This is a genomic window from Aminobacter sp. UC22_36 (genome assembly GCF_044056035.1).
Taxonomy (GTDB): domain Bacteria; phylum Pseudomonadota; class Alphaproteobacteria; order Rhizobiales; family Rhizobiaceae; genus Aminobacter.
Genome location: NZ_CP171996.1, coordinates 1,359,307 through 1,378,685 on the forward strand (window position 1 = coordinate 1,359,307; position 19,379 = coordinate 1,378,685).

Genomic DNA, 19,379 nt, shown 5'->3' on the forward strand with positions numbered 1-19,379 from the left:
GGCTTGGCGATGAGGCACCTAAAGCAGGCCGGCTGCCGTCATCAGTTCGGTGACCTTCTTGCTGTCGAGCTTCGAGGCCTCGACTTTCGGCGCCTGCAGCTCCTTGAGCGGGGTCAGCGCCGGATTGGAGTCGGCGCCGATGCCGACGGCATATTCAAACGAGGTGCCGGTCTTGAGGATGTCCTGGCCGCTCTTGCCGGTGATCCATTTGAGGAAGGCCTGGGCCTCCTTGGGGTGTTTGCTCGAAGCAAGGATGCCACCGCCAGAGATGCTGACGAAGGCGCCCGGATCCTGGTTCTTGAACAGGTGCAGCGCGACATTCTTGCTGTTTTCACCCGTCTTGGCCTGATCGCCGTAGTAATAATAATGGTAGATCACCGCACCTTCGACCTCGCCGGCATTGACCGCCTTCATGGCGGTGCTGTTGCCGCGATAGGCGGTGAAGTTTTCCTTCATGCCCTTCAGCCAGTCGGCGGTTGCCGCTTCGCCCTTGAGCTCGAGCAGCGCGCCGACGATGGCCTGGAAATCGGCACCCGAGGGCGATGCCGCCCAGCGGCCTTTCCAGCTCGGATCGGCCAGATCGAGCATCGACTTCGGCAGCTTGTCGGCGGTCAGCTTGGTCTTGTCATAGGCAAAGACGGTGCTGCGCGCAGCAATGCCGGTCCAGTGGCCGTTGGCCGGACGGAATTCCTCGGGCACCTGGGCCAGCGTATCGGCATCGACAGGCGCGAACAGCCCGGCATTGTCGACAAGCGCCATGGCTGGCGAGTTTTCGGTCAGGAAGACGTCGGCCGGCGACAGCTTGCCTTCGGCGACGATCTGGTTGCCGAACTCGGTGTCGCTGCCTTTGCGGACGGTGACCTTGATTCCGGTCTCCTTGGTGAAGGCTTCGGCCCACTCGTTGGTCAGGCTTTCATGCTGGGCGTTGTAGACGACGATGCCGTCGGCATCCTGCGCCAAAGCGGATGAGGCGAGCAGGGTCGAGAGGATGGCGGCGCTGGCAAATGCGAAATGGGGGGACTTCACGGGGGCACTCCTTGGAAGCTGAAGCTGCGCGCTGATGCCGGACAGCAGCGGCAGCAATACATGACCACGGTATTCAACATAGACGCGGATGTCGACGCCGCCAGAAACGCGCGGCGCCTTGACGACCTGGCACGCGACAGCGCAGGTGCCCAAGATCGCCGCGCCGCAAACCATCGTGCAAGTCTAGTGCCGGTGCGCCGTCAGGCAAACCAAGCGGTGGCCGAGTGGAGCTGAGTAGATCGTGCGCCTTGCCGACGCTTAGCTTTGCAATTAGTCGCGGCCTTTACCCAATTCCCCTTGGTAGCTTTTTGCCGTCGAGTTTGATGGGCCAAACAGTGCAGGGGACCAGCCTCGAGATTTCGGGCCTGGTCCGGGCTGTGCCGCGGCGTTACCTCAGCAGATTTTTTTAGTCCAGCTAGGCGCGGCGATCCCTGAGGATCATGTCCGCAGCCTTCTCGGCGATCATGATGACAGGCGAGTTGGTGTTGCCGGAGACAATTGTCGGCATGATCGAGGCGTCGACGACACGCAGGCCTTCGAGGCCATTCACCCGCAGCCGGTCGTCGACCACGGCCATGCTGTCCGACCCCATCTTGCAGGTGCCAACCGGGTGGAAGATCGTCGTGCCGATGTCGCCGGCCTTGCGCAGCAGGTCTTCGTCGCTGTCATATTGGGTGCCGGGCAGCATCTCCTCGGGCGCAAAACGTGCCACGGCCTTGGCCTTCATCAGGCGCCGGACATGGCGCAGCGAGGCGACGGCGGTGTCGCGGTCGCCGTCGGTGGAGAGGTAGTTGGGCTGGATCTTCGCCGCCTCGCGCGCGTCCGATGAAGCCATGTGCACGGTGCCACGGCTTTCGGGACGCAAATTGCAGACCGACACGGTGACGGCTGGATAGCGGTGCAGCGGCTCGCCGAGCCGGTCGGTGCTGAGCGGCTGGACATGATATTCGAGATCGGGCGTTGCGAGGCGCGGATCGCTCTTGGCGAAGATGCCGAGCTGGCTCGGCGCCATCGACAGCGGGCCGCTGCGCTTGAGCGCATATTCGAGGCCCATGGCGGCACGGCTGAACAGATTGTGGTAGCGCTGGTTGAGCGTCGCTGCACCCGTCACCTTGAACACGGTGCGGATCTGCAGATGGTCCTGCAAATTCTCGCCGACGCCTGCCAGGGCATGGCGGACTGCGATGCCGAGGGCTGAAAGCAGCTCCGGCCGGCCGACGCCGGAGAGTTCGAGCAGCTTCGGCGAGTTGATGGCGCCGGCGGCAAGGATGGTCTGGCCTGATCTGACCTGGTGGAGTTGCCCGTCCTTGCGGAAGACAAGCCCGGTGATACGACGGCCGTCGAAGGTCAGCTGTTCGGTCTCGGCGCCGGTTATGACGCGCAAATTGTGGCGGTCGGTGATGCCGCGCAGGAACGCCTTGGAGGTGTTCCAGCGCACGCCCTTCTTCTGGTTGACCTCGAAATAGCCGGAGCCCTCATTGGTGCCGGTGTTGAAATCATTGGTGCGCGGTATGCCGAGTTCTGCGGCGGCTTCGCGGAAGGCGTCGAGGATCGGCCAGGACAGGCGCTGCTTTTCGATGCGCCACTCGCCGCCCGCACCATGCATGGCGCTGGTGCCGCCGTGATGGTCCTCCGACTTCAGGAAGTAGGGCAACACGTCGTCCCAACCCCAGCCGACATTGCCGGCCTGGCGCCAGCCATCATAGTCGGCGGCCTGGCCGCGCATGTAGATCATGCCGTTGATCGACGAGCAGCCGCCCAGCACCTTGCCGCGGGGATAGTTGAGGCTGCGGCCGTTGAGGCCGGCTTCCGGCTCGGTCTTCATCAGCCAGTCGGTGCGCGGATTGCCCATGCAGTAGAGGTAGCCGATCGGGATGTTGACCCAGTGATAGCGGTCGGAACCACCGGCTTCGAGCAAAAGCACACGATTGCCGGGATCGGCGGACAGCCGGTTGGCGAGCACGCAGCCGGCGGAACCGGCACCGACGATGACGTAGTCGTAGTCGCCGAATGAGGAGGAAACTTCGGTCACGATTGCGCCTGCTCGCTGGCGATGCGTTGCCAAATCGGCGTCATCGCCTGGTTGATCTCGCCATACAGGCGATAGCGCCTGGAATAAACAGGAGCAATCGCGCCATTGGGCGCATAGTGCCGCGCTGCCGCCGTCATGGCGGTCGCGCCGGCGCTGTAGTCTTCAAAGATACCGACGCCGGTGCCGGCCGCAATCGCCGAACCAAGCGCACCGGTCTCGCGGCTGCGCGCCACGGTGACCGGAACGCCAAGCACGTCGGCGAAGATCTGCGGCCAGACGGCGCTGCGCGAGCCGCCGCCCGACAAGATGACCTCGTCGAAGACAGCGCCTGCCTTGCGCAAGGTCTCGACGTGGCGCTTGTGCTCGAAGGCCACGCCCTCGAACAGCGCGCGCAACATATGGGCGCGCGTGTGCCAGCCGGCGATGCCGTAGAAGCCGGCGCGGGCATGGCCGTTCTGCTGCGAGCCATAGAGGAAGGGATGGTAGATCGGGATGTCGCCACTGGGATCGACCGAAGCGACAAGCTCGCTGCACAGCTCGAACGGCGAGGCGCCTGTGTCGTGGCCGTGTTCGAGGAATTCGCGCACGATCCATTCGAGATTGGCAGCTGACGTCGCGCTCGATTCGATCGCCAGATAGCGGCTGGGGTCGAAGGTCGAGAGCATGAAGATCGAGGGATCGCGGATCGGCTCGTCCGTGATGACCTGGTTGACGCTCCAGGTGCCGGCGATGATCGAAGCCGCGCCGGTGCGGGTGACGCCCGAGCCGACGGCACTGGCGACGACGTCGAACAGGCCGGCGACGACGGGTGTGCCGGCGCGCAGTCCGGTCAGGGCCGCGACCTCCGCTGTGACGTGGCCGGCAATGTCGGCCGATTCCAGCACCGGCGGCAAAAGCGCCATGCAGTCGCCAAGCCCATAGGCGGCGAGCAGGTCTGCGTCGTAGCGCCTGTCGGGCATCTGCAGCAGGCCGCAGCCCGACATGTCTGAGGTGTCGGTCGAGCGCGCGCCGGTCAGCCTGTTGACGACAAAATCCTTGCACAGGAACACCGTACCGATGCGGCTGAACAGCTCCGGCGCATGGCGCTTGATCCAGGCGAGCAGGGTCGGCGTCTGTGCTGCCCACGGCTTTTGCAGGCAATGGACATAGGTGCGCTCGCCGACATTCTGTCGAGCCCATTCGTCGACGATGCCTATAGCGCGCGTGTCGAGCGACTGGATGCCGACAAGCGGTCCACCGTCACGGTCGAGCGCGTAAAGGCCGTTGCCATGGCCGGCGCAGCCGATGGCGACGATCTCGCCTGGGTCGATGCCGGCCTGGTCGATGCATTGGCCGATGACGGCAACGGCGTTGCGCCAGAGCTCGTTGAGGTCGCGCTCGACATGGCCAGGCCTGGGCATGGACGAGCGGCCGTCGCAAGCGGCGAGCGCGAGTTCGCGCCCTTGCGTGTCGAAGATGATCGCCTTGATGACGGTGTTGCCCGCATCGAGGCCGAGAATATACGTGCCCATCTGGCTCCTCCCGATGCCGCTGCTCAGGCCTGCTTGTACAGGTCGAAGGCCGTGGCACCATCCGCACCGTCGTGGATGATCGCCATCAGACCGCGCACGACCGCGCTCGGATTGGCATGCTGGTAGATATTGCGGCCATAGACCATCCCCATCGCACCTTGCGCCATCAGGGCCGCCGACTTGTCGAACACGGCACGCAGGTCCTCCTTGCCGCCGCCGCGCACCAGCACCGGGCAGCGCGCCGCCTCGACGACACGGTGGAAGTCGCTGGGATCGGTGGTCGGGTCGGCCTTGATGATGTCGGCGCCCATTTCGCGGGCGAGCCGCGTCAGGGTGACGATCTTTTCGGCGTCGCCGTCGACCATGTAGCCGCCGCTCTGGTCGACCGGCAGCATGGCCAGCGGCTCGATCATCAGCGGCAGGCCGTATTTCTCGCAGTCGGCGCGGACACGGGCGATGTTCTGGACGCACTGGCGAAACAGGTCGGGCTCGTCGGGCAGCATGAACAGATTGACCACGACGCAGGCCGCATCCATCTCGATGGCGCCGAGCAGCGGCTCGGCTTCGTTCTGCAGCACCGCCCACATCGCCCGGTGGCGGATCTTGTTGTAGGGGTTGCCCATGTCGATGCGCATGACCAGTGCCGGCTTGTCCTTGCCCGCCACCGCCTGCAGCAGGTCGGCCTGGCCATAGTTCATCTGGATGGCGTCGGGCCCGGCCTTGACCAGCTGGGCGACCACGCCGGCCATGTCTTCGAGCCCGTTGAGAAAGCTCGGCTCGTTGCAGACGCCGTGATCGATGGCGACGTCGAGGCAGCGGCCGCCTGTGAAGAGCCGGTTCATGCGGACTTTGTGGTTCACGCGCATAGGGCGCTCCTTGTGTCGTTCGTCTGGGAGAGATCGGAAAGGGTGATGCCGTGCTGGTGGGCGAGCAAGGCGAGGAAGGCGGTGCGCTCGGCTGCCGCCTGCGCGGGTGTCCAGCCCTTGCAATCGGCCAGGATGCCAAGCACGGCCTCGATGAGGGCAAGGCTGAGGCCGCCCGAAATGGCGATGGTGGTGCGGCGCAGGAAGATGTCGGCCAGGCATTCGACCTGCTCGCGCGCGACGATCAGCCGGATCTCGCCGGCGGAGTAGGTCGATCCTGCCAGCATCGGGTCGGAAGCGAGATCGGCTGCAAAATCCACCGCCGAAGTGCCGTAGCGCTCAAGCAGGACTTTGGCGCGTTCGACCGGCAGGCCATGCCTGGCGCCAAGGGCGATACACCACTTGTCCGGGTCGGCGGGGAAGTCGCGGCCGCCGCCAATGGCAAGGTCTTCGGTGCCTGATCTGCGCTTGAGGCCAAGCCGCTGCAGCGCCATGTCGGCGGCCATCTCGCCGAAGGAGCGGAAGGTCGTCCACTTGCCGCCAATCATGCACAGAGTTGCCGGCAGGCCGCCGCTTGGCTCGACAAACTCGCAGAAATGATCGCGCGGGATGCGCCCGGTGAAGCTGTCGTCGCTGGCCGGCAATGGCCGCACGCCGGCGAAGCGGAAGACGATCTCGTTGTCGGCAATGGCGATCGAAGGGAACACGAAGGCGAGCGACTGCAGGATGTAGCTACGCTCGTCGTCGTCGCAGCGGACCTGGTCGGGATCGTCGACGCGGATATCGGTCGAGCCGATCAGCACCTTGCCGAGATAAGGAAACAGGATGCAGATGCGGCCATCCTCGTTTTCGTAATAGACCATGTGGCCGCCAAGCGCGTCGTGCAGTTCGGCATTGTCGACGATCAGGTGCGACCCCTTGGTGCCGCCCATCATGCGCGGGGCGGCCGCGCCGATGGCCTTGTTGGTCAGGTCGATCCAGCCGCCGGTGGCGTTGATGATCAGTCTCGGGCGCAGCGGCAGCTTTTCGCCGGTCAGCCTGTCGGTGAGGGCGAGGCCGTCGTTTGATGCGGCAACCGCGGCATAGTTCAGGGCGCGCGCGGTTGGGCTCGAGGCCATGGCGTCGAACAGCATTTCCAGGCCGAGACGCTCGGGACGGCTGACCCAGGCGTCGTAATAGGTTGCGGAGCTGCGGATATCGGGATTGATGTCAGGCCACGCCTTGAGGGTTTCGGCACGGCCGCGGAAGCGGTGCTTCGGCATCAATCGCCGTGCTGCCGTGAACAGGTCGTACATGGTCAGTCCGGCCTTGATCACCAGCGCACCGCGTCGGCTGGGCTTACGCGTCAGGCCGAGGAAACGGACCGCACCATTGGCGATGCCGGAGAAGGTGTCGAAGATCGGCACCGTCGTTGGCAGCGGCGCGACATAATGCGGCGCGTTCTTCAACAGCCGGTCGCGCTCGACCAGCGATTCCCGCACCAGCTTGAACTCGCCGTTTTCGAGATAGCGAAGCCCGCCATGGACCATGCGCGACAGCGCAGCACTGGCGCCTGAGCAATAGTCGCCCTTGTCGACGAGCAAGACGTCGACGCCTTGCAGCGCGAGTTCCCGGAACACCGAGATGCCGTTGATGCCGCCGCCTATCACCAGCACGGCAATATCGGGCCGCTCTCGCAGAGCGGCGAGTGTGTCGTTGCGGTTCATGTGGGCTGTGCCTTTTCGCTCAGGCATCCATGGAGGTGAGATGCGTGGCGATTGCCGTGTCGATGATTGCCAGTTCGTCGGCGCCAAGCGTGATCTCGCCGGCCCGGGCATTGTCGAGCGCCTGCTCGGCAGTGCGCGCGCCGCACAGGCCGAAGGTGATGCCCGGCTGCGCCAGTGTCCAGGCGATGACGATCTGGGCCATCGACGCCTTGTGCTGTGCAGCGACCGGCGCGATGGCCTGCTTGAGCTTCGCCACCTTTTGCCTGTTGGCGGCGGAGAAGCGCGGATTGCCCTTGCGCTGGTCGTCGCCGCTGAATTCGCGCGACGGATCGATCATGCCGGTCAGCAGGCCGAGCGCCAGCGAGGAGTAGCTGAGCGTGGCGATGTCGTTGCGCTGGGTGATCGGCAGCAGGCTGGTCTCGATCTCGCGATCGATCATCGAATAGCGTTCCTGGATCGCGTCGATCTGGCCGGCGGCGACATAGTGCTCGAGGTCCTCGGCGCTGACATTGGAAGCGCCGATGGCGCGGATCTTGCCATCTGCCTTGAGCTTTTCGAGCGTCGCCATGGTTTCAGCGATCGGCGTCGTCGGGTCCTGCCAATGGGTGATGTAGAGATCGATGTAGTCGGTGCCGAGGCGGCGCAGGCTCTGCTCGATCTCATGGGCGATGCCGTCGGCGCCGAGATAGCGGTGCACCGGCTCGCCGTCCTGGTCGAAGAAGTGGTTGCCCTTGCCGGAATGCCAGTTGAGGCCGCATTTGGTGGCGATGACGACCTTGTCACGCTTGCCCCTGATCGCCTTGCCGACAATCTCTTCGCTGCGGCCGAGACCGTAGGCGGGGGCTGTGTCGATCAGGCTGATGCCTGATTCAATGGAGGCTTCAATGGCGCGGATCGAGGCCAACTCGTCGGTGCCGCCCCACATCCAGCCGCCTATCGCCCAGGTGCCGAGGCCTACGGCCGAGGCGGAGACGTCGGAGCGGCCGATGCGGCGCTGGATTTGTCGGGAGCTCATGCTGCCTCCTGTTCGGCAAGGTCGAGAATCTGGAGGCTTGTCGCCTCGTCGGTGACGATGGTGTCGAGATGACTGCCGCGCATGGCGCTGAGGATCGGCGCTGCCTTGCTCGGCCCGCTGGCGATGCCGATCGAACGCGGGATGGTGGCGAATTCGTCCAATGTCAGCGACACCAGCGAGCGGTTGAGCGCGTAGCTGCAGAGCTTGCCGTGGCTGTCGATCAGGTGGGCGAGCAGTTCGCCCGACGCGCCCGACTGCTCGATGGCGCGGCGGTCGGCGCTCGAGGACGGATGCAGGTCGTAATAGCTGGAATCGTCGGTCAGGATCGAGCCGATGCCGACCACCGCGACGTCGGCCTCGCGCGCCTTGCGGAAGACGTCGGCGACCGAGCGCACGCCCATCAGCATTTCGCGTTGTTCCGGCGTGTCGGCAAACAGCGGCGCATGGATCTGGTAGGCGCGGCCGCCGAGCTTGTCGGCCATCAGCGACGCGACGTGGTTGACGTCGGTGTAGTGCTTGCCCTGGACGAGGCCGGTGGCCGGGATGACCTCGACATCGTAGCGGCGGCCGGGCTTGAGCCCGGCAACAAGCGCGCTGACGCCCTTGCCGCCGGTGATCGAGATGGTGTCGCCGTCCTTGATGGTGTCGAGCAGCAGGCTGGCCGCCGCTTCGCCGACACGCTGCAAGGCGGTCTGCGGATTGTCCGAGACCGATGGCACGACCACGGCGCGTTCGATGCCGCCAAGTGCGACGAGGCGCGCCTCGATGTCGACGAGATGGTCGATCGGCGACTTGATCTTGATCTCGACGAGGCCGAGCTGGTGGCCACGCTTGATCAGCCGGTTGACGGTGGCGTGCGAGATGCCGAGCTCCCTGGCGATGTCGGCCTGGGTCTTGCCTTCGACATAGTGCAGCACAAGCGCCTGATGCATCTGGCGGACGGTCGATATGTCGTCGCGGGTGTTTGGGGGTGCCATGATCTGCCTCGTCCGGATGCTCAGGACTTCTTGCGGTGCAGGAAGTGGTCGATGGAAACGGCGGCCAGCAGGATGCAGCCCTTGATCATGTCTTGCCAGTAGACCGAGACGTCGAGCAGGATCAGCGAGCTGGTGACCACCGAAAGCAGCGCCATGCCCAAGATGGCGCCGAAGATGGTGCCCGAGCCGCCATTGAGCGAGGCGCCGCCGATGACAGCTGCGGCGATGATGTTGAGCTCCATGCCGGCGCCGAAGGTCGGCGTCGCAGCACCAAAGCGGGCCATGTAGATGACGCCGGCAAGGCCTGCGAGGGTCGAGCACAGCACCGTCACCCAGAACTTCACCTGCTTGGTCCTGATGCCGGAGAACTGCGCCGCCTTCTCGTTGGAGCCGGTGTAGAACACCTTGCGGAAGGCGGTGGCGCGGCGCAGCAGGAAGTCGAAGATCGCAACGACAACGACGAAGATGATGATGACATAGGGCAGACCGTGGAAGCTGCCCTGGCCGATGGCCTTGAAGGCGGGTGGCAAAGTGAACAGCGACAGCGGCGTGCCCTTGGTGATGACCAGGCACAGGCCGCGCACGATGACCATCGCCGCAAGCGAGGTGATGAAGTGGTTGAGCCCGACAACTGTCACGAAGAAGCCCATGGCGGCACCGATCAGGGCGCTGACGCCGATGCCGATCAGGCTGGCGGTCCACGGATCGAGCCCGGCGAGGAACAAGGCGCCCGACACCACCATCGAGAAACACACCACCGAGCCGACCGACAGGTCGATGCCGCCGACGATCAAAAGGATGGTCATGCCGACGACGACGATGCCCTCGATCGAGAAGCTCATCAGCATGGCGCGGAAATTGCCCCATGTCAGGAAGTGCGGCGAGGCAAAGCTCATGGCGATGCACAGCGCCAGGATGATGACGATTAGGCCGGCTTCGCGCATCGAGGCGAGGCGGGCGAAGTTGATGCGCCCGGTGCCACCGGGTGCCTTGATCTCGGCGTGCATCAGGTCCGTTTCCCTAGGCGACATTTTGGGCCTGCTTTTCTTGATTGGACGAATTCTGGACGCCCGAGGCGAGCATGATGATGGCTTCTTCGCCGAGTTCGTCGGCACCGAGTTCGCCGGCGATGCGGCCTTCGCGCACCACCATGACGCGGTCGCATAGGCCGATCAGCTCCGGCAGCTCCGATGAGATGACGACGATGCCGACGCCCTTGCCGGCAAGCTGGCGCAGCAGGCGATGGATCTCGACCTTGGCGCCGACATCGATGCCGCGCGTCGGCTCGTCCATGATGATGACCTTGGGGTCGATCGACAGCTGCTTGGCGATCGCCACCTTCTGCTGGTTGCCGCCGCTCAGCGTCGACACGGCTGCGTCGATGCCAGCCATGCGCACGCCGAGGCGCCTGGTCAGGTCGGTGGCCTGGCGGTCTTCGGCCTTGCGGTCGAGCAGGCCGAGCGAACCGGTCAGCTTGCCAAGGTCAAGGGCGGAGACGTTGGCCGCGATCGGCATGTCGAGGAACACGCCCGAACCCTTGCGGTCTTCCGAGAGGTAGACGAGGCCGGCCTTGACGGCGTCGCTGTAGTTGCGGATGCGAAGTGCCGTGCCGTCGAGCGCGACGGTTCCTGAAATCGCTAGCCTCAGGCCGCAGATGGTCTGGGCGATCTCGCTGCGGCCGGCACCGATCAGGCCGCCGATGCCGAGGATTTCGCCGGCGCGCAACTCCAGCTTCACATCTGCGAAGCGGTCGCCGTCGGACAGGTTTTCGACCGAAAGCAACAGGCGGCCGGGTTGCTCAGGCGCCAGCTTGTCGGGATAAAGCTGGGTGATCTCGCGGCCGACCATCTTGCGCACGACATCGTCGGGTGAGCTCGCGGCGATCGGGTCGGTGGCGACGTAATGGCCGTCGCGGAAGACGGTGACGCGGTCGCACAACGAGAAGATCTCGGCCATGCGATGGCTGATATAGACCACCGAAATGCCGCGATCCCTGAGACCGCGCACGATGGCAAACAGCCTTTGCGCTTCGCCTTCGGTCAGTGCCGCGGTGGGTTCGTCGAGCATCAGCACCTTGCAGTCGAGCGTCAGCGCCTTGGCGATCTCGACGAGCTGCTGGTTGGAAATGGAAAGGTCGGCGACCCTGGTGCGCACCGGAATGGGCGCAAGCAGGTCCATCACCTTCTGCGCGTCGGTGTAGAGCTTGTGGAAATTCATCAGCGGCGCGCGGCGGCCGTTGATCGCGGCCATGTAGATGTTTTCGGCGACCGTCGCATCCTGGCACAGCGCGATCTCCTGGTGGACGAGTGCGATGCCGAGGCGCTGGGCTGCCGCCGGCGAGGGGATCGAAACCGCCGCGCCGTCGATCAGGATCTCGCCGTGGTCGGGTTGCAGCACGCCGGCGATCATGTTCATCAGCGTCGACTTGCCGGCGCCGTTTTCGCCGCACAGCGCATGGATCTCGCCGCGCTTGAGCTCGAACCGCACGTCGCTGAGCGCCTTGACCGGCCCGAATGCCTTGGACAGGCCGCGTATTTCAAGAATGGGCGTCTCAGTCACGCCATGCTCCTGCGATGGGCGCCGCGAAGGGGAAGGGGACCAAGGCCCCCTTCCAGGGTTTTCTGCCGAGAGGCGAGGGGCCGAGCTTATTCCTCGATGCCCTTGGTGCCACGGCGCTTGAGATATTTGTCCCAATAGAAGTCGTCGGCGTTTTCGGCAGTGACGATGGAAAAGCCGTTGTCGACGAAAGGCACGCTCATGCCGTTGGCACCCGAACGCTTGGTGTCGTTCATCGGATCGATCAGGTCGGGGTGCTTGGCCAGCCACAACAGCATGAAGCCCGTATAGCCCTGCATGCCCTGGTTGGGGTTGACCGAGCCGTAGATCTCGCCGGCCTTGATCATGTCGAGGATCTTGGCGTTGACGTCGGCGAGCATGACCTTGATCTTGCCGCCGCCTTCCTTGGCCGCCTGGGCCGCACCGATGGCCGAGTTGGCTTCCGGCATGAACACCGCACCGAGGTCGGGATGCGCCTGGGCCAGGGAGAGCACGGCCTGATAGGCCTTGGTCGGATCCTGGTTCGAGGCAGCACGACCGACCAGCTTCATGTCGGGCCACTTGGCTTCCATGCGGGCGATGAAGGCCGAGACGCGCTTGTCGTGGTTGTCCTGGCCGGGGTTTTCCAGCACGGCATATTCGCCCTTGCCGTCCATCGCCTTGGCAACGGCGTCGGCGGCATAGGTGCCTTCGGCCAGATTGTCCGAGGTGATGAAGGAGACACGCTTGGAGTTGGGCGAGTCGGCGGCGAAGGTGACGACCGCGGTGCCCTGTTCGATGGCGCGGTTGATCGGCTCGATGAACGGATCGGAGTTCATCGGATGGACCAGGATGCCGGCCGGCTTCTGGGCCAGCGCCTGGTCGAAGGTGGCGATCTGCCTGTTGACGTCATATTCGGGCGTGCCGGTGTATTCGGTCTCGCAGCCGAACTGCTGGCCGGCCTGCTTGAACATCTCATAGACCGGGAACCAGTATTCGACGCCCGAGACCATGACGTTCATGACGTATTTCTCACCCGGCTCGCACTTGAACGGGTTGGCGGTTTCGGCAAGCGCCTGGGTCGAAGCCAAACAGGTCGACGCAGCCGCCGCGATTGCGAGCGTGCTCAAAAATTTGCGCAAGTTTCCTCCCTTGGCCGAAGCCATCCTCAATGACCGTCGCGGCCGCCCGAGGCGCCGCTATGTGGATTGATTGCCGCCGGACTTCCTCCCGAAAGCCGACGATGTGGAGATTACAGCGTCCCGACGATGAGTCAATAAAATTCACATATTGAAATATATTTCACATCTTTTGGCTTGTACAGCCGAATTGTCGGCGGGTCCGGGACGTGTTTGCGGGCGCTCAGCCCGGCAGGGGTTTGTTTCAGCCGACCTTCTCGACATAATAGCGCGGGATGCGCTTGCCTTCGCGGCCACGGTAGAATTCGATGCAGAATTCGACAAACGCCTTGAAGCGGCGCGAGACGTGGCGGCGGCGCGAGTAGATGAGATTGATCGCCGTTTCCGGCGACCGCCATTGCGGCAACACCGGAACAAGGATGCCATTCTCGCACTCGGTCTCGACGAAAAAGCCGGGCAGATAGGCCAGGCCCTCGCCGGCGACAGCGAAATATTTGAGCGTCCAGTAGTCGTTGGCGATGCAATTGGCGGCCGGCAGGATGTCGATCTCGCTTCGCCCGTTCTGCGCCAGGTACCAGGATTGCGGCCGCGTCGGCTGGCGGAAGATCAGCCCGCGATGCGCGCCCAGCTCGTCGGTCGTCTCAGGCGTGCCATGGCGGGCGAGATAGTCGGGGCTGGCATAAAGCCCGTAGGACGCCGTCGACAGGCGGCGGCTGATGTAGTCGACATCCAGGGGCTCACCCCAGTGGAAGATGCCGTCGAGAGCCTGTTCGGTCACGTCGGAGAAAGGCTGCCGCGACGTCAGGAAGACGACATCGAGATTGACCTGAGGATATTGCTGGCGGAAGGCATAAAGCAGTTCCGAGGTGATGGTCGTGCCGAACTCGCCGGTCGAGCCGACGCGCAGCGTGCCGGCCACCTCCTGGCGCATTTCGGCAAGTGCCGTTGCTGCGTCCTCGCAACTGGCCTGGATGCGCCTGGCGTGGCGCAACAGCTCCGAGCCGGCATCGGTGACGTGGAGATGATGGCCCTCGCGGACGAACAGCTCCATGCCGAACTCGTCCTCCAACTGCCGGATGCGATGGCTGAGCGTCGATTTGGGCAGCCGATGAAGCCGTGATGCCGCAGAGATCGAGCGCGCGTCGGCGACTTTCACGAAACAGTCGATGACCGAGAGGTCCATATTTCGTCCAATCCATTGGATGATCTGTCCAATAAATAGCCGACTTCGGCCAATTGTGTAAACGACATCGGCTCGAAATACTCCCCTCAACCAGGGAGGTTCGATTGACTGATATCAGGGAATTCATACGTGCGGCGTCGGGGCGGGAAGCCAAGGCGACATTGGCGGTTTGCGGCGGCAGGCTGGTCAACGTCGTGTCGGAGGAAATCTACCAGGCCGACATCGCCGTCTACGGCAACCGCATCGTCGCCGTTGGCGACATCTCCGATCATATCGGCCCCGACACCGAGATCGTCGACGCATCGGGCAAGTACCTGTGCCCGGGCATGATCGACGGCCATCTTCACGTCGAATGCTCGAAACTGTCGATCACCAGTTTCGCCAAGGCCGTCGTGCCGCTCGGCACGACCTCGATCGTCACCGGGCTCGACCAGATTATCGTGGTCGGTGGTCCGGCGGCAGCGCGGGAGTTCCTCGACGAAGCCAAGCAGACACCGCTGAAGGTGTTCTGGGGCGCGCCCTGCAAGACGCCCTACACCATGCCGCGCTCGACCGTCGGCCATTATTTCGGGCCGGCCGACCATGCCGCGACCCATCACTGGCCGGAATGCGTCGGCATCTGGGAGACGGTGCGCGAGTTCATCCAGGAAGAAGATCCCGACGTGATGAAGGCGCTCGAAATCGCCGAAAAGAGCCGGCTTCCGGTGCTCGGCTGCTGCCCGATGACGCGCGGCGCACGGCTCAACGGCTACCAGCAGGCCCGCGTGCGCGCCGACCATGAAAGCTACTCGCCCGAGGAGATGCTGGAGAAGCTGCGCGCCGGCATGCATGTGGTGGTGCGCGAGTCGTCGATTTCGCATTTCCTGTCCGACAATCTGCGCATCGTCACCGAGATGGGCGTCAAGGCGTTGCGCCGCATCAGCTTCTGCACCGACGACGTGGTGGCGAGCGACATCCTTGTCCGCGGCCATCTCGACAACATGGTGCGCATGGCGATTGCGATGGGCATCTCGCCGATGGCGGCGATCCAGATGGCGACGATCAACGGTGCCGACGCGCTCAGGATCGATGAGAAGGTCGGATCGATTTCGCCTGGCCGCGCAGCCGACATCTTGATCGTCAACGACCTGCGCGAGTTCCGCATCGAAGCGGTGATCGCCAACGGTGCGGTCGCGGCGCGGGACGGCAAGATGGCGGTCGAGCTGTCGCCGCCGCCGCGCAGCGAAGCGTTGCTGCGCTCGATCAAGGTCGCTCCGATCTCCGTCGACGACATTGTCGTTCCCTATCAGGGCGACGGCAATTCCGCCCGGGCCATGGCGATTGCGGTCACACCCGAAAAGGTCTTCGTCCGCACCAAGCGCGAGGTGACGCTTCCGGTTCGCAATGGCCGGGTGCTCGCCGATCTCGACCAGAACATCCAGTATGTCACCGTCGTCGAGCGTTATGGAAAGACGCAGCACCGGCCCGTCGCCTTCACCTCGGGCTTCGGCCTCAAGGCCGGCGCGATGGCCAGTTCGACGGCGCCCGACGACAACAACATCATCTGTGTCGGCACCAGCCCCGAAGACATGACGGTCGCCATCAACCATCTCATCGCCAACAATGGCGGGCAGGTGGTGGTCAAGGATGGAGAAATCCTCGAGTTCCTTCATCTTCCGATCGGCGGCATCGTCTCCGACATCGAGCCGCAGGAAATGGCCGCCATCGAGGGCAGGCTCGACGATGCGGCGCGCAGCCTCGGCTGCGATCTGCCGTGGCCGTTCATGTACATGTTCGTGCTGCAGATCACCGCGATACCCGACTACGCCATCACCGATCTGGGGGTGATCGACTGCGTCAAGCTGACGGTGACGTCGCCGATCCTCGAACCCAATCTCGAGCCCACCCTCGAACAAGGAAGGGCCGTGGCAGCGGAGTGAGGAACGCTGCCTTGGCAAATTAGCCGCGTCGGAACCAGACAATAAGGGGAGGAATACATGAACTACCAGCCGCAGATTTCGGCGAGTGCGGGCGTGCAGCCATCCTGGCTGCACGCCGTCCTCGACCGCCATTTTCAATTCACCAGGCTCGGCTCCACCATGCGGACCGAAATCCTGGCCGGCCTGACGACGTTTTTGGCCGCGTCCTACGTCATCGTCGTCAATCCATCGATCCTTGCCCATGCCGGCATCCCGTTTTCGGCTGGGGTGACAGCGACCGTGCTGGTCAGCTTCATCGGCAGCTGCGCGATGGGGCTTTATGCGCGCAGCCCGATCCTTGTCGCGCCGGGCATGGGCATCAACGCGCTGTTTGCCTACACGATGGTGATCGGCGCCAAGGTGCCGCTGGAAATCGCGCTCGGCTGCGTGTTGTGGGCCGGCGTGCTGTTCACCATCATGGCGGTGCTCAATCTCAGAAGCACGGTCATCGAAGCGATCCCGACCGACCTTCGTTATGGCATCGCCTGCGGCATCGGCCTGTTCATCGCGCTGATCGGCCTGGTCAATGCCAAGTTCATCGTCTCCAACCCCGACACCATTGTCGGCCTGACCACCTTCAACCCCGTCACCTTGACCTTCATTGCCGGGTTCATCGTGACGGTGGGGCTGGTCGTCCGGCGCGTGCCGGGTGCGATGATGGCCGGCATGATCCTGACGACGCTGATTTCGATCCCGATCGGCCGCTGGTGGGGCAATGGCAGCGCGTTTTCGCCTGAGACGCCCGACGTGACGACGCTGGTCAACTGGAGCGGCCTGTCGGCCGCGCCGGACTTCAGCTTCGTCTGGCAGGTCGACCTGCTCGGTGCACTTGAGGTCGCCTACATCCCGTTCATCTTTGTGTTCCTGTTCACCAATTTCGTCGAAGCGCTGTCGACCTTTCTCGGGCTGGCCGAAGCGGCCAACCTCAAGGACGAGGACGGCATGCCGCGCAACATCAAGGAATCGATGCATGTCGATGCCGTGGCGGCGCTGATCTCCGCGCCGCTCGGCACCAGCCCGGCGACCGTCTATCTGGAATCGGGCGCCGGCATCGCGCAGGGTGGCCGCTCGGGGCTGGTCGCGCTTGTCGCCGGCCTGCTGTTTTTGCCCTTCCTGTTCCTGTCGCCGCTGCTGTCGCTGGTGCCGGCGATTGCCACGGCCCCGGTTCTCATCCTGACCGGACTGTTCATGTCCGAGCCGATGGGCCGGATCCGCTGGTCGGATGCCGAAGAGGCCATTCCGGCCTTCCTCGCCATCGTGCTGATCCCGCTGACCTTTTCGATCACGCTTGGGCTGTCGCTGGCGATCATCGCCTATGTGCTGCTCAAGCTGGTCGTCGGCAAGGCCGGCGAGGTGAAGCCGATCATGTGGTTCGTCGCACTGCTGGCAGCCGCACTCGTCGCCCAGATCCAGTAGCGCCCCAGATCCAGTAGTGCCGAGGCGGGCGTTTCGGCGCCCGCCAGACGCTCGCTTTTAAGGACATCCTTCACATGCTTCTGCCTTGGTCTGAAACCGCCCCGCGACTTGTCGACGTGGCGATGGGGCGGACACCAGCCGATCTGGTGATCCGCAACGGCAAATGGGTCAACGTCTATTCCGGCGAGATCGTGCCGCACACCGACATCGCGATCTCGGCCGGGCGCTTCGCTTATGTCGGACCCGACGCCGGCCATACGATCGGCGACAAAACCACTGTCGTGAACGCCGAAGGCCGCTATCTCGTGCCGGGCCTGTGCGACGGCCACATGCATGTCGAAAGCGGCCTGGTGACGGTGACCGAATTCGCCCGCGCCGTCATTCCGCACGGCACGACGACGATGTTCATCGACCCGCATGAGATCGCCAATGTGCTTGGCCTGTTTGGCGTGCGGCTGATGAACGACGAAGCGCAAAGCCTGCCGATCAACGTTTTGGTGCAGGTGCCGAGCTGCGTGCCGAGCGCGCCGGGACTGGAAACGGCGGGAGCGCAGCTCAGCGCCGACGATGTCAGGGAGGCGCTGGCCTGGCCGAACATCATCGGTCTTGGCGAAATGATGAATTTTCCCGGCGTCGCGGCCAACGACCCCAAGATGGTGGCCGAGATCGCCGCAACCCAGGCGGCGCGTCTGACCGTCGGTGGTCACTATGCCTCGCCCGATCTCGGCCGTGCCTTCCACGCCTATGTCGCAGGTGGTCCCGCCGACGACCATGAGGGCACGACGGTGGAAGATGCCATTGCGCGTGTCCGCCAGGGCATGCGGGCGATGCTGCGGCTGGGCTCGGCCTGGTACGATGTCGCAGCACAGATCAAGGCGATCACCGAACGCGGCATCGACCCGCGCAATTTCATTCTCTGCACCGACGACAGCCATTCGGGCACGCTGGTCAATGACGGACACATGAACCGGGTGGTCCGCCACGCCATCGCGCAAGGGCTGAAACCAGTCACCGCGATCCAGATGGCGACGCTGAACACCGCCCAGCATTTCGGCATGGAACGCGAGCTGGGCTCGATCGCGCCGGGCCGGCGCGCCGACCTGATCATCAGTTCGGATTTGGCATCGTTGCCGGTCGAGATGGTCTTCGCGCGCGGCAAGCTGTTGGCCAGGGACGGTGCGCTGGCCACTGACATGCCTGCTTACGCCTATCCCGACAGCGCCAAGAACACGGTGAAGCTTGGCAAGACGCTTGTGGCCGAGGACTTCGACATCGCCGCTTCCAATGCGTCCGAAGTGAAGGTGCGGGTCATCGGCGTTGTCGAAAACCAGGCGCCGACCAAGGCATTGGTCCGGCAGCTCCCGGTCGAGCACGGCATCGTTGGCATGGACCGAACCAACGACGTCTGCCAGATCGCGCTCGTCGAACGCCACAAGGCGACCGGCGGGGTGGTCAATGCCTTCGTCTCGGGCTTCGGCTACAGCAAGGATTGCGCCATGGCCTCGACCGTTGCGCATGACAGCCACCACATCATCGTCGTTGGCACCAACAAGGCCGACATGGCGAAGGCCGCCAACCGGCTGCAGCAGGTCGGCGGCGGCATCGTCATGATCAGCGAGGGCGAGGAACTCGCGCTGGTCGAGCTGCCGGTTGCCGGCCTGATGTCGGACGAGCGCGCCGAAGTGGTCGCGGTGAAGGCCGGCAGGCTGGTCGAGGCGATGCGCGCATGCGGCTGTCAGCTCAACAACGCCTATATGCAGCACTCGCTGCTGGCGCTCGTCGTGATCCCGGAACTGCGCATCTCGGACAAGGGGCTGATCGACGTCACCAAGTTCGAGAAAACCGACGTCATCATCGCGGACTGATCGCCGCTGGAATGGACCGACAACTCGGCCAGCCAGGGAAATGGCTGGCCGAGTTACGCTTTGCGGGCCCGTGATTTTGCTCGCCTCCGCGGGGGCAGCGCCGGACAGGGCCCGATCGATCGATGCCGCGACTGCCGACAGTGCCCGGCCAAT

At 64.2% G+C, this 19,379-nt stretch carries 15 protein-coding genes; 4 read left to right on the forward strand and 11 right to left on the reverse strand.

Annotated elements, in window-relative coordinates; translation table 11 throughout:
* Positions 1-18: 18 nt before the first annotated feature.
* Positions 19-1,026 (reverse strand): iron ABC transporter substrate-binding protein, encoded by a 1,008-nt coding sequence (locus ACHMW7_RS09885; RefSeq protein WP_395450079.1) that lies wholly within the window; start codon positions 1,024-1,026, stop codon positions 19-21.
* Between the two features lie 60 nt (positions 1,027-1,086).
* Between ACHMW7_RS09885 and ACHMW7_RS09890 the strand changes: the two genes are divergently transcribed.
* Complete coding sequence (locus tag ACHMW7_RS09890) at positions 1,087-1,260, forward strand: hypothetical protein (RefSeq protein ID WP_395450080.1); 174 nt, start codon at positions 1,087-1,089, stop codon at positions 1,258-1,260.
* A 181-nt stretch (positions 1,261-1,441) separates the two neighbouring features.
* On the opposite strand, the gene ACHMW7_RS09895 is transcribed toward ACHMW7_RS09890, so the two are convergent.
* The 10 genes from ACHMW7_RS09895 to ACHMW7_RS09940 form a co-directional block, all read right to left on the reverse strand.
* Positions 1,442-3,058 carry a GMC family oxidoreductase gene (locus ACHMW7_RS09895; protein WP_395450081.1) on the reverse strand — a complete coding sequence of 539 codons (1,617 nt, stop codon included), beginning with the start codon at positions 3,056-3,058 and terminating at the stop codon, positions 1,442-1,444.
* Entirely contained in the window at positions 3,055-4,569 is a 1,515-nt protein-coding gene (locus tag ACHMW7_RS09900) for an FGGY-family carbohydrate kinase (protein WP_395450082.1), read from the reverse strand. Before ACHMW7_RS09900 ends, ACHMW7_RS09895 begins: the two co-directional genes overlap by 4 nt.
* Before the next feature lie 23 nt (positions 4,570-4,592).
* Positions 4,593-5,411 (reverse strand): class I fructose-bisphosphate aldolase, encoded by an 819-nt coding sequence (locus ACHMW7_RS09905; protein WP_395451303.1) that lies wholly within the window; start codon positions 5,409-5,411, stop codon positions 4,593-4,595.
* Between the two features lie 14 nt (positions 5,412-5,425).
* Entirely contained in the window at positions 5,426-7,138 is a 1,713-nt protein-coding gene (locus ACHMW7_RS09910) for a glycerol-3-phosphate dehydrogenase/oxidase (protein WP_395450083.1), read from the reverse strand.
* Between the two features lie 19 nt (positions 7,139-7,157).
* Entirely contained in the window at positions 7,158-8,153 is a 996-nt protein-coding gene (locus ACHMW7_RS09915) for an aldo/keto reductase (protein ID WP_395450084.1), read from the reverse strand.
* Positions 8,150-9,130 (reverse strand): sugar-binding transcriptional regulator, encoded by a 981-nt coding sequence (locus ACHMW7_RS09920; protein WP_395450085.1) that lies wholly within the window; start codon positions 9,128-9,130, stop codon positions 8,150-8,152. Before ACHMW7_RS09920 ends, ACHMW7_RS09915 begins: the two co-directional genes overlap by 4 nt.
* Before the next feature lie 20 nt (positions 9,131-9,150).
* On the reverse strand, positions 9,151-10,137 hold the full coding sequence (locus ACHMW7_RS09925) for an ABC transporter permease (protein ID WP_395451304.1): 987 nt from the start codon (positions 10,135-10,137) through the stop codon (positions 9,151-9,153).
* Positions 10,138-10,150: 13 nt separating this feature from the next.
* Positions 10,151-11,689, reverse strand: coding sequence for a sugar ABC transporter ATP-binding protein (locus tag ACHMW7_RS09930; RefSeq protein ID WP_395450086.1), 1,539 nt, complete (start codon positions 11,687-11,689; stop codon positions 10,151-10,153).
* 86 nt (positions 11,690-11,775) lie between these two features.
* On the reverse strand, positions 11,776-12,807 hold the full coding sequence (locus ACHMW7_RS09935; protein ID WP_395450087.1) for a substrate-binding domain-containing protein: 1,032 nt from the start codon (positions 12,805-12,807) through the stop codon (positions 11,776-11,778).
* Between the two features lie 241 nt (positions 12,808-13,048).
* Positions 13,049-13,987: a LysR substrate-binding domain-containing protein gene (locus tag ACHMW7_RS09940; RefSeq protein WP_395450088.1), complete on the reverse strand. Its 939-nt coding sequence runs from the start codon at positions 13,985-13,987 to the stop codon at positions 13,049-13,051.
* 104 nt (positions 13,988-14,091) lie between these two features.
* Here ACHMW7_RS09940 and ACHMW7_RS09945 point away from each other — a divergent pair, with 104 nt between their 5' ends.
* The 3 genes from ACHMW7_RS09945 (at position 14,092) to ade (ending at position 19,226) form a co-directional block, all read left to right on the forward strand.
* Positions 14,092-15,906 (forward strand): adenine deaminase, encoded by a 1,815-nt coding sequence (locus ACHMW7_RS09945; protein WP_395450089.1) that lies wholly within the window; start codon positions 14,092-14,094, stop codon positions 15,904-15,906.
* Between the two features lie 57 nt (positions 15,907-15,963).
* Positions 15,964-17,361, forward strand: coding sequence for an NCS2 family permease (locus ACHMW7_RS09950; protein ID WP_395450090.1), 1,398 nt, complete (start codon positions 15,964-15,966; stop codon positions 17,359-17,361).
* A gap of 74 nt (positions 17,362-17,435) precedes the next feature.
* The gene (gene ade, locus ACHMW7_RS09955; RefSeq protein ID WP_395450091.1) at positions 17,436-19,226 is read left to right on the forward strand and encodes an adenine deaminase; all 1,791 of its coding nucleotides are present in this window, start codon (positions 17,436-17,438) and stop codon (positions 19,224-19,226) included.
* The last annotated feature ends 153 nt before the right edge of the window (positions 19,227-19,379 follow it).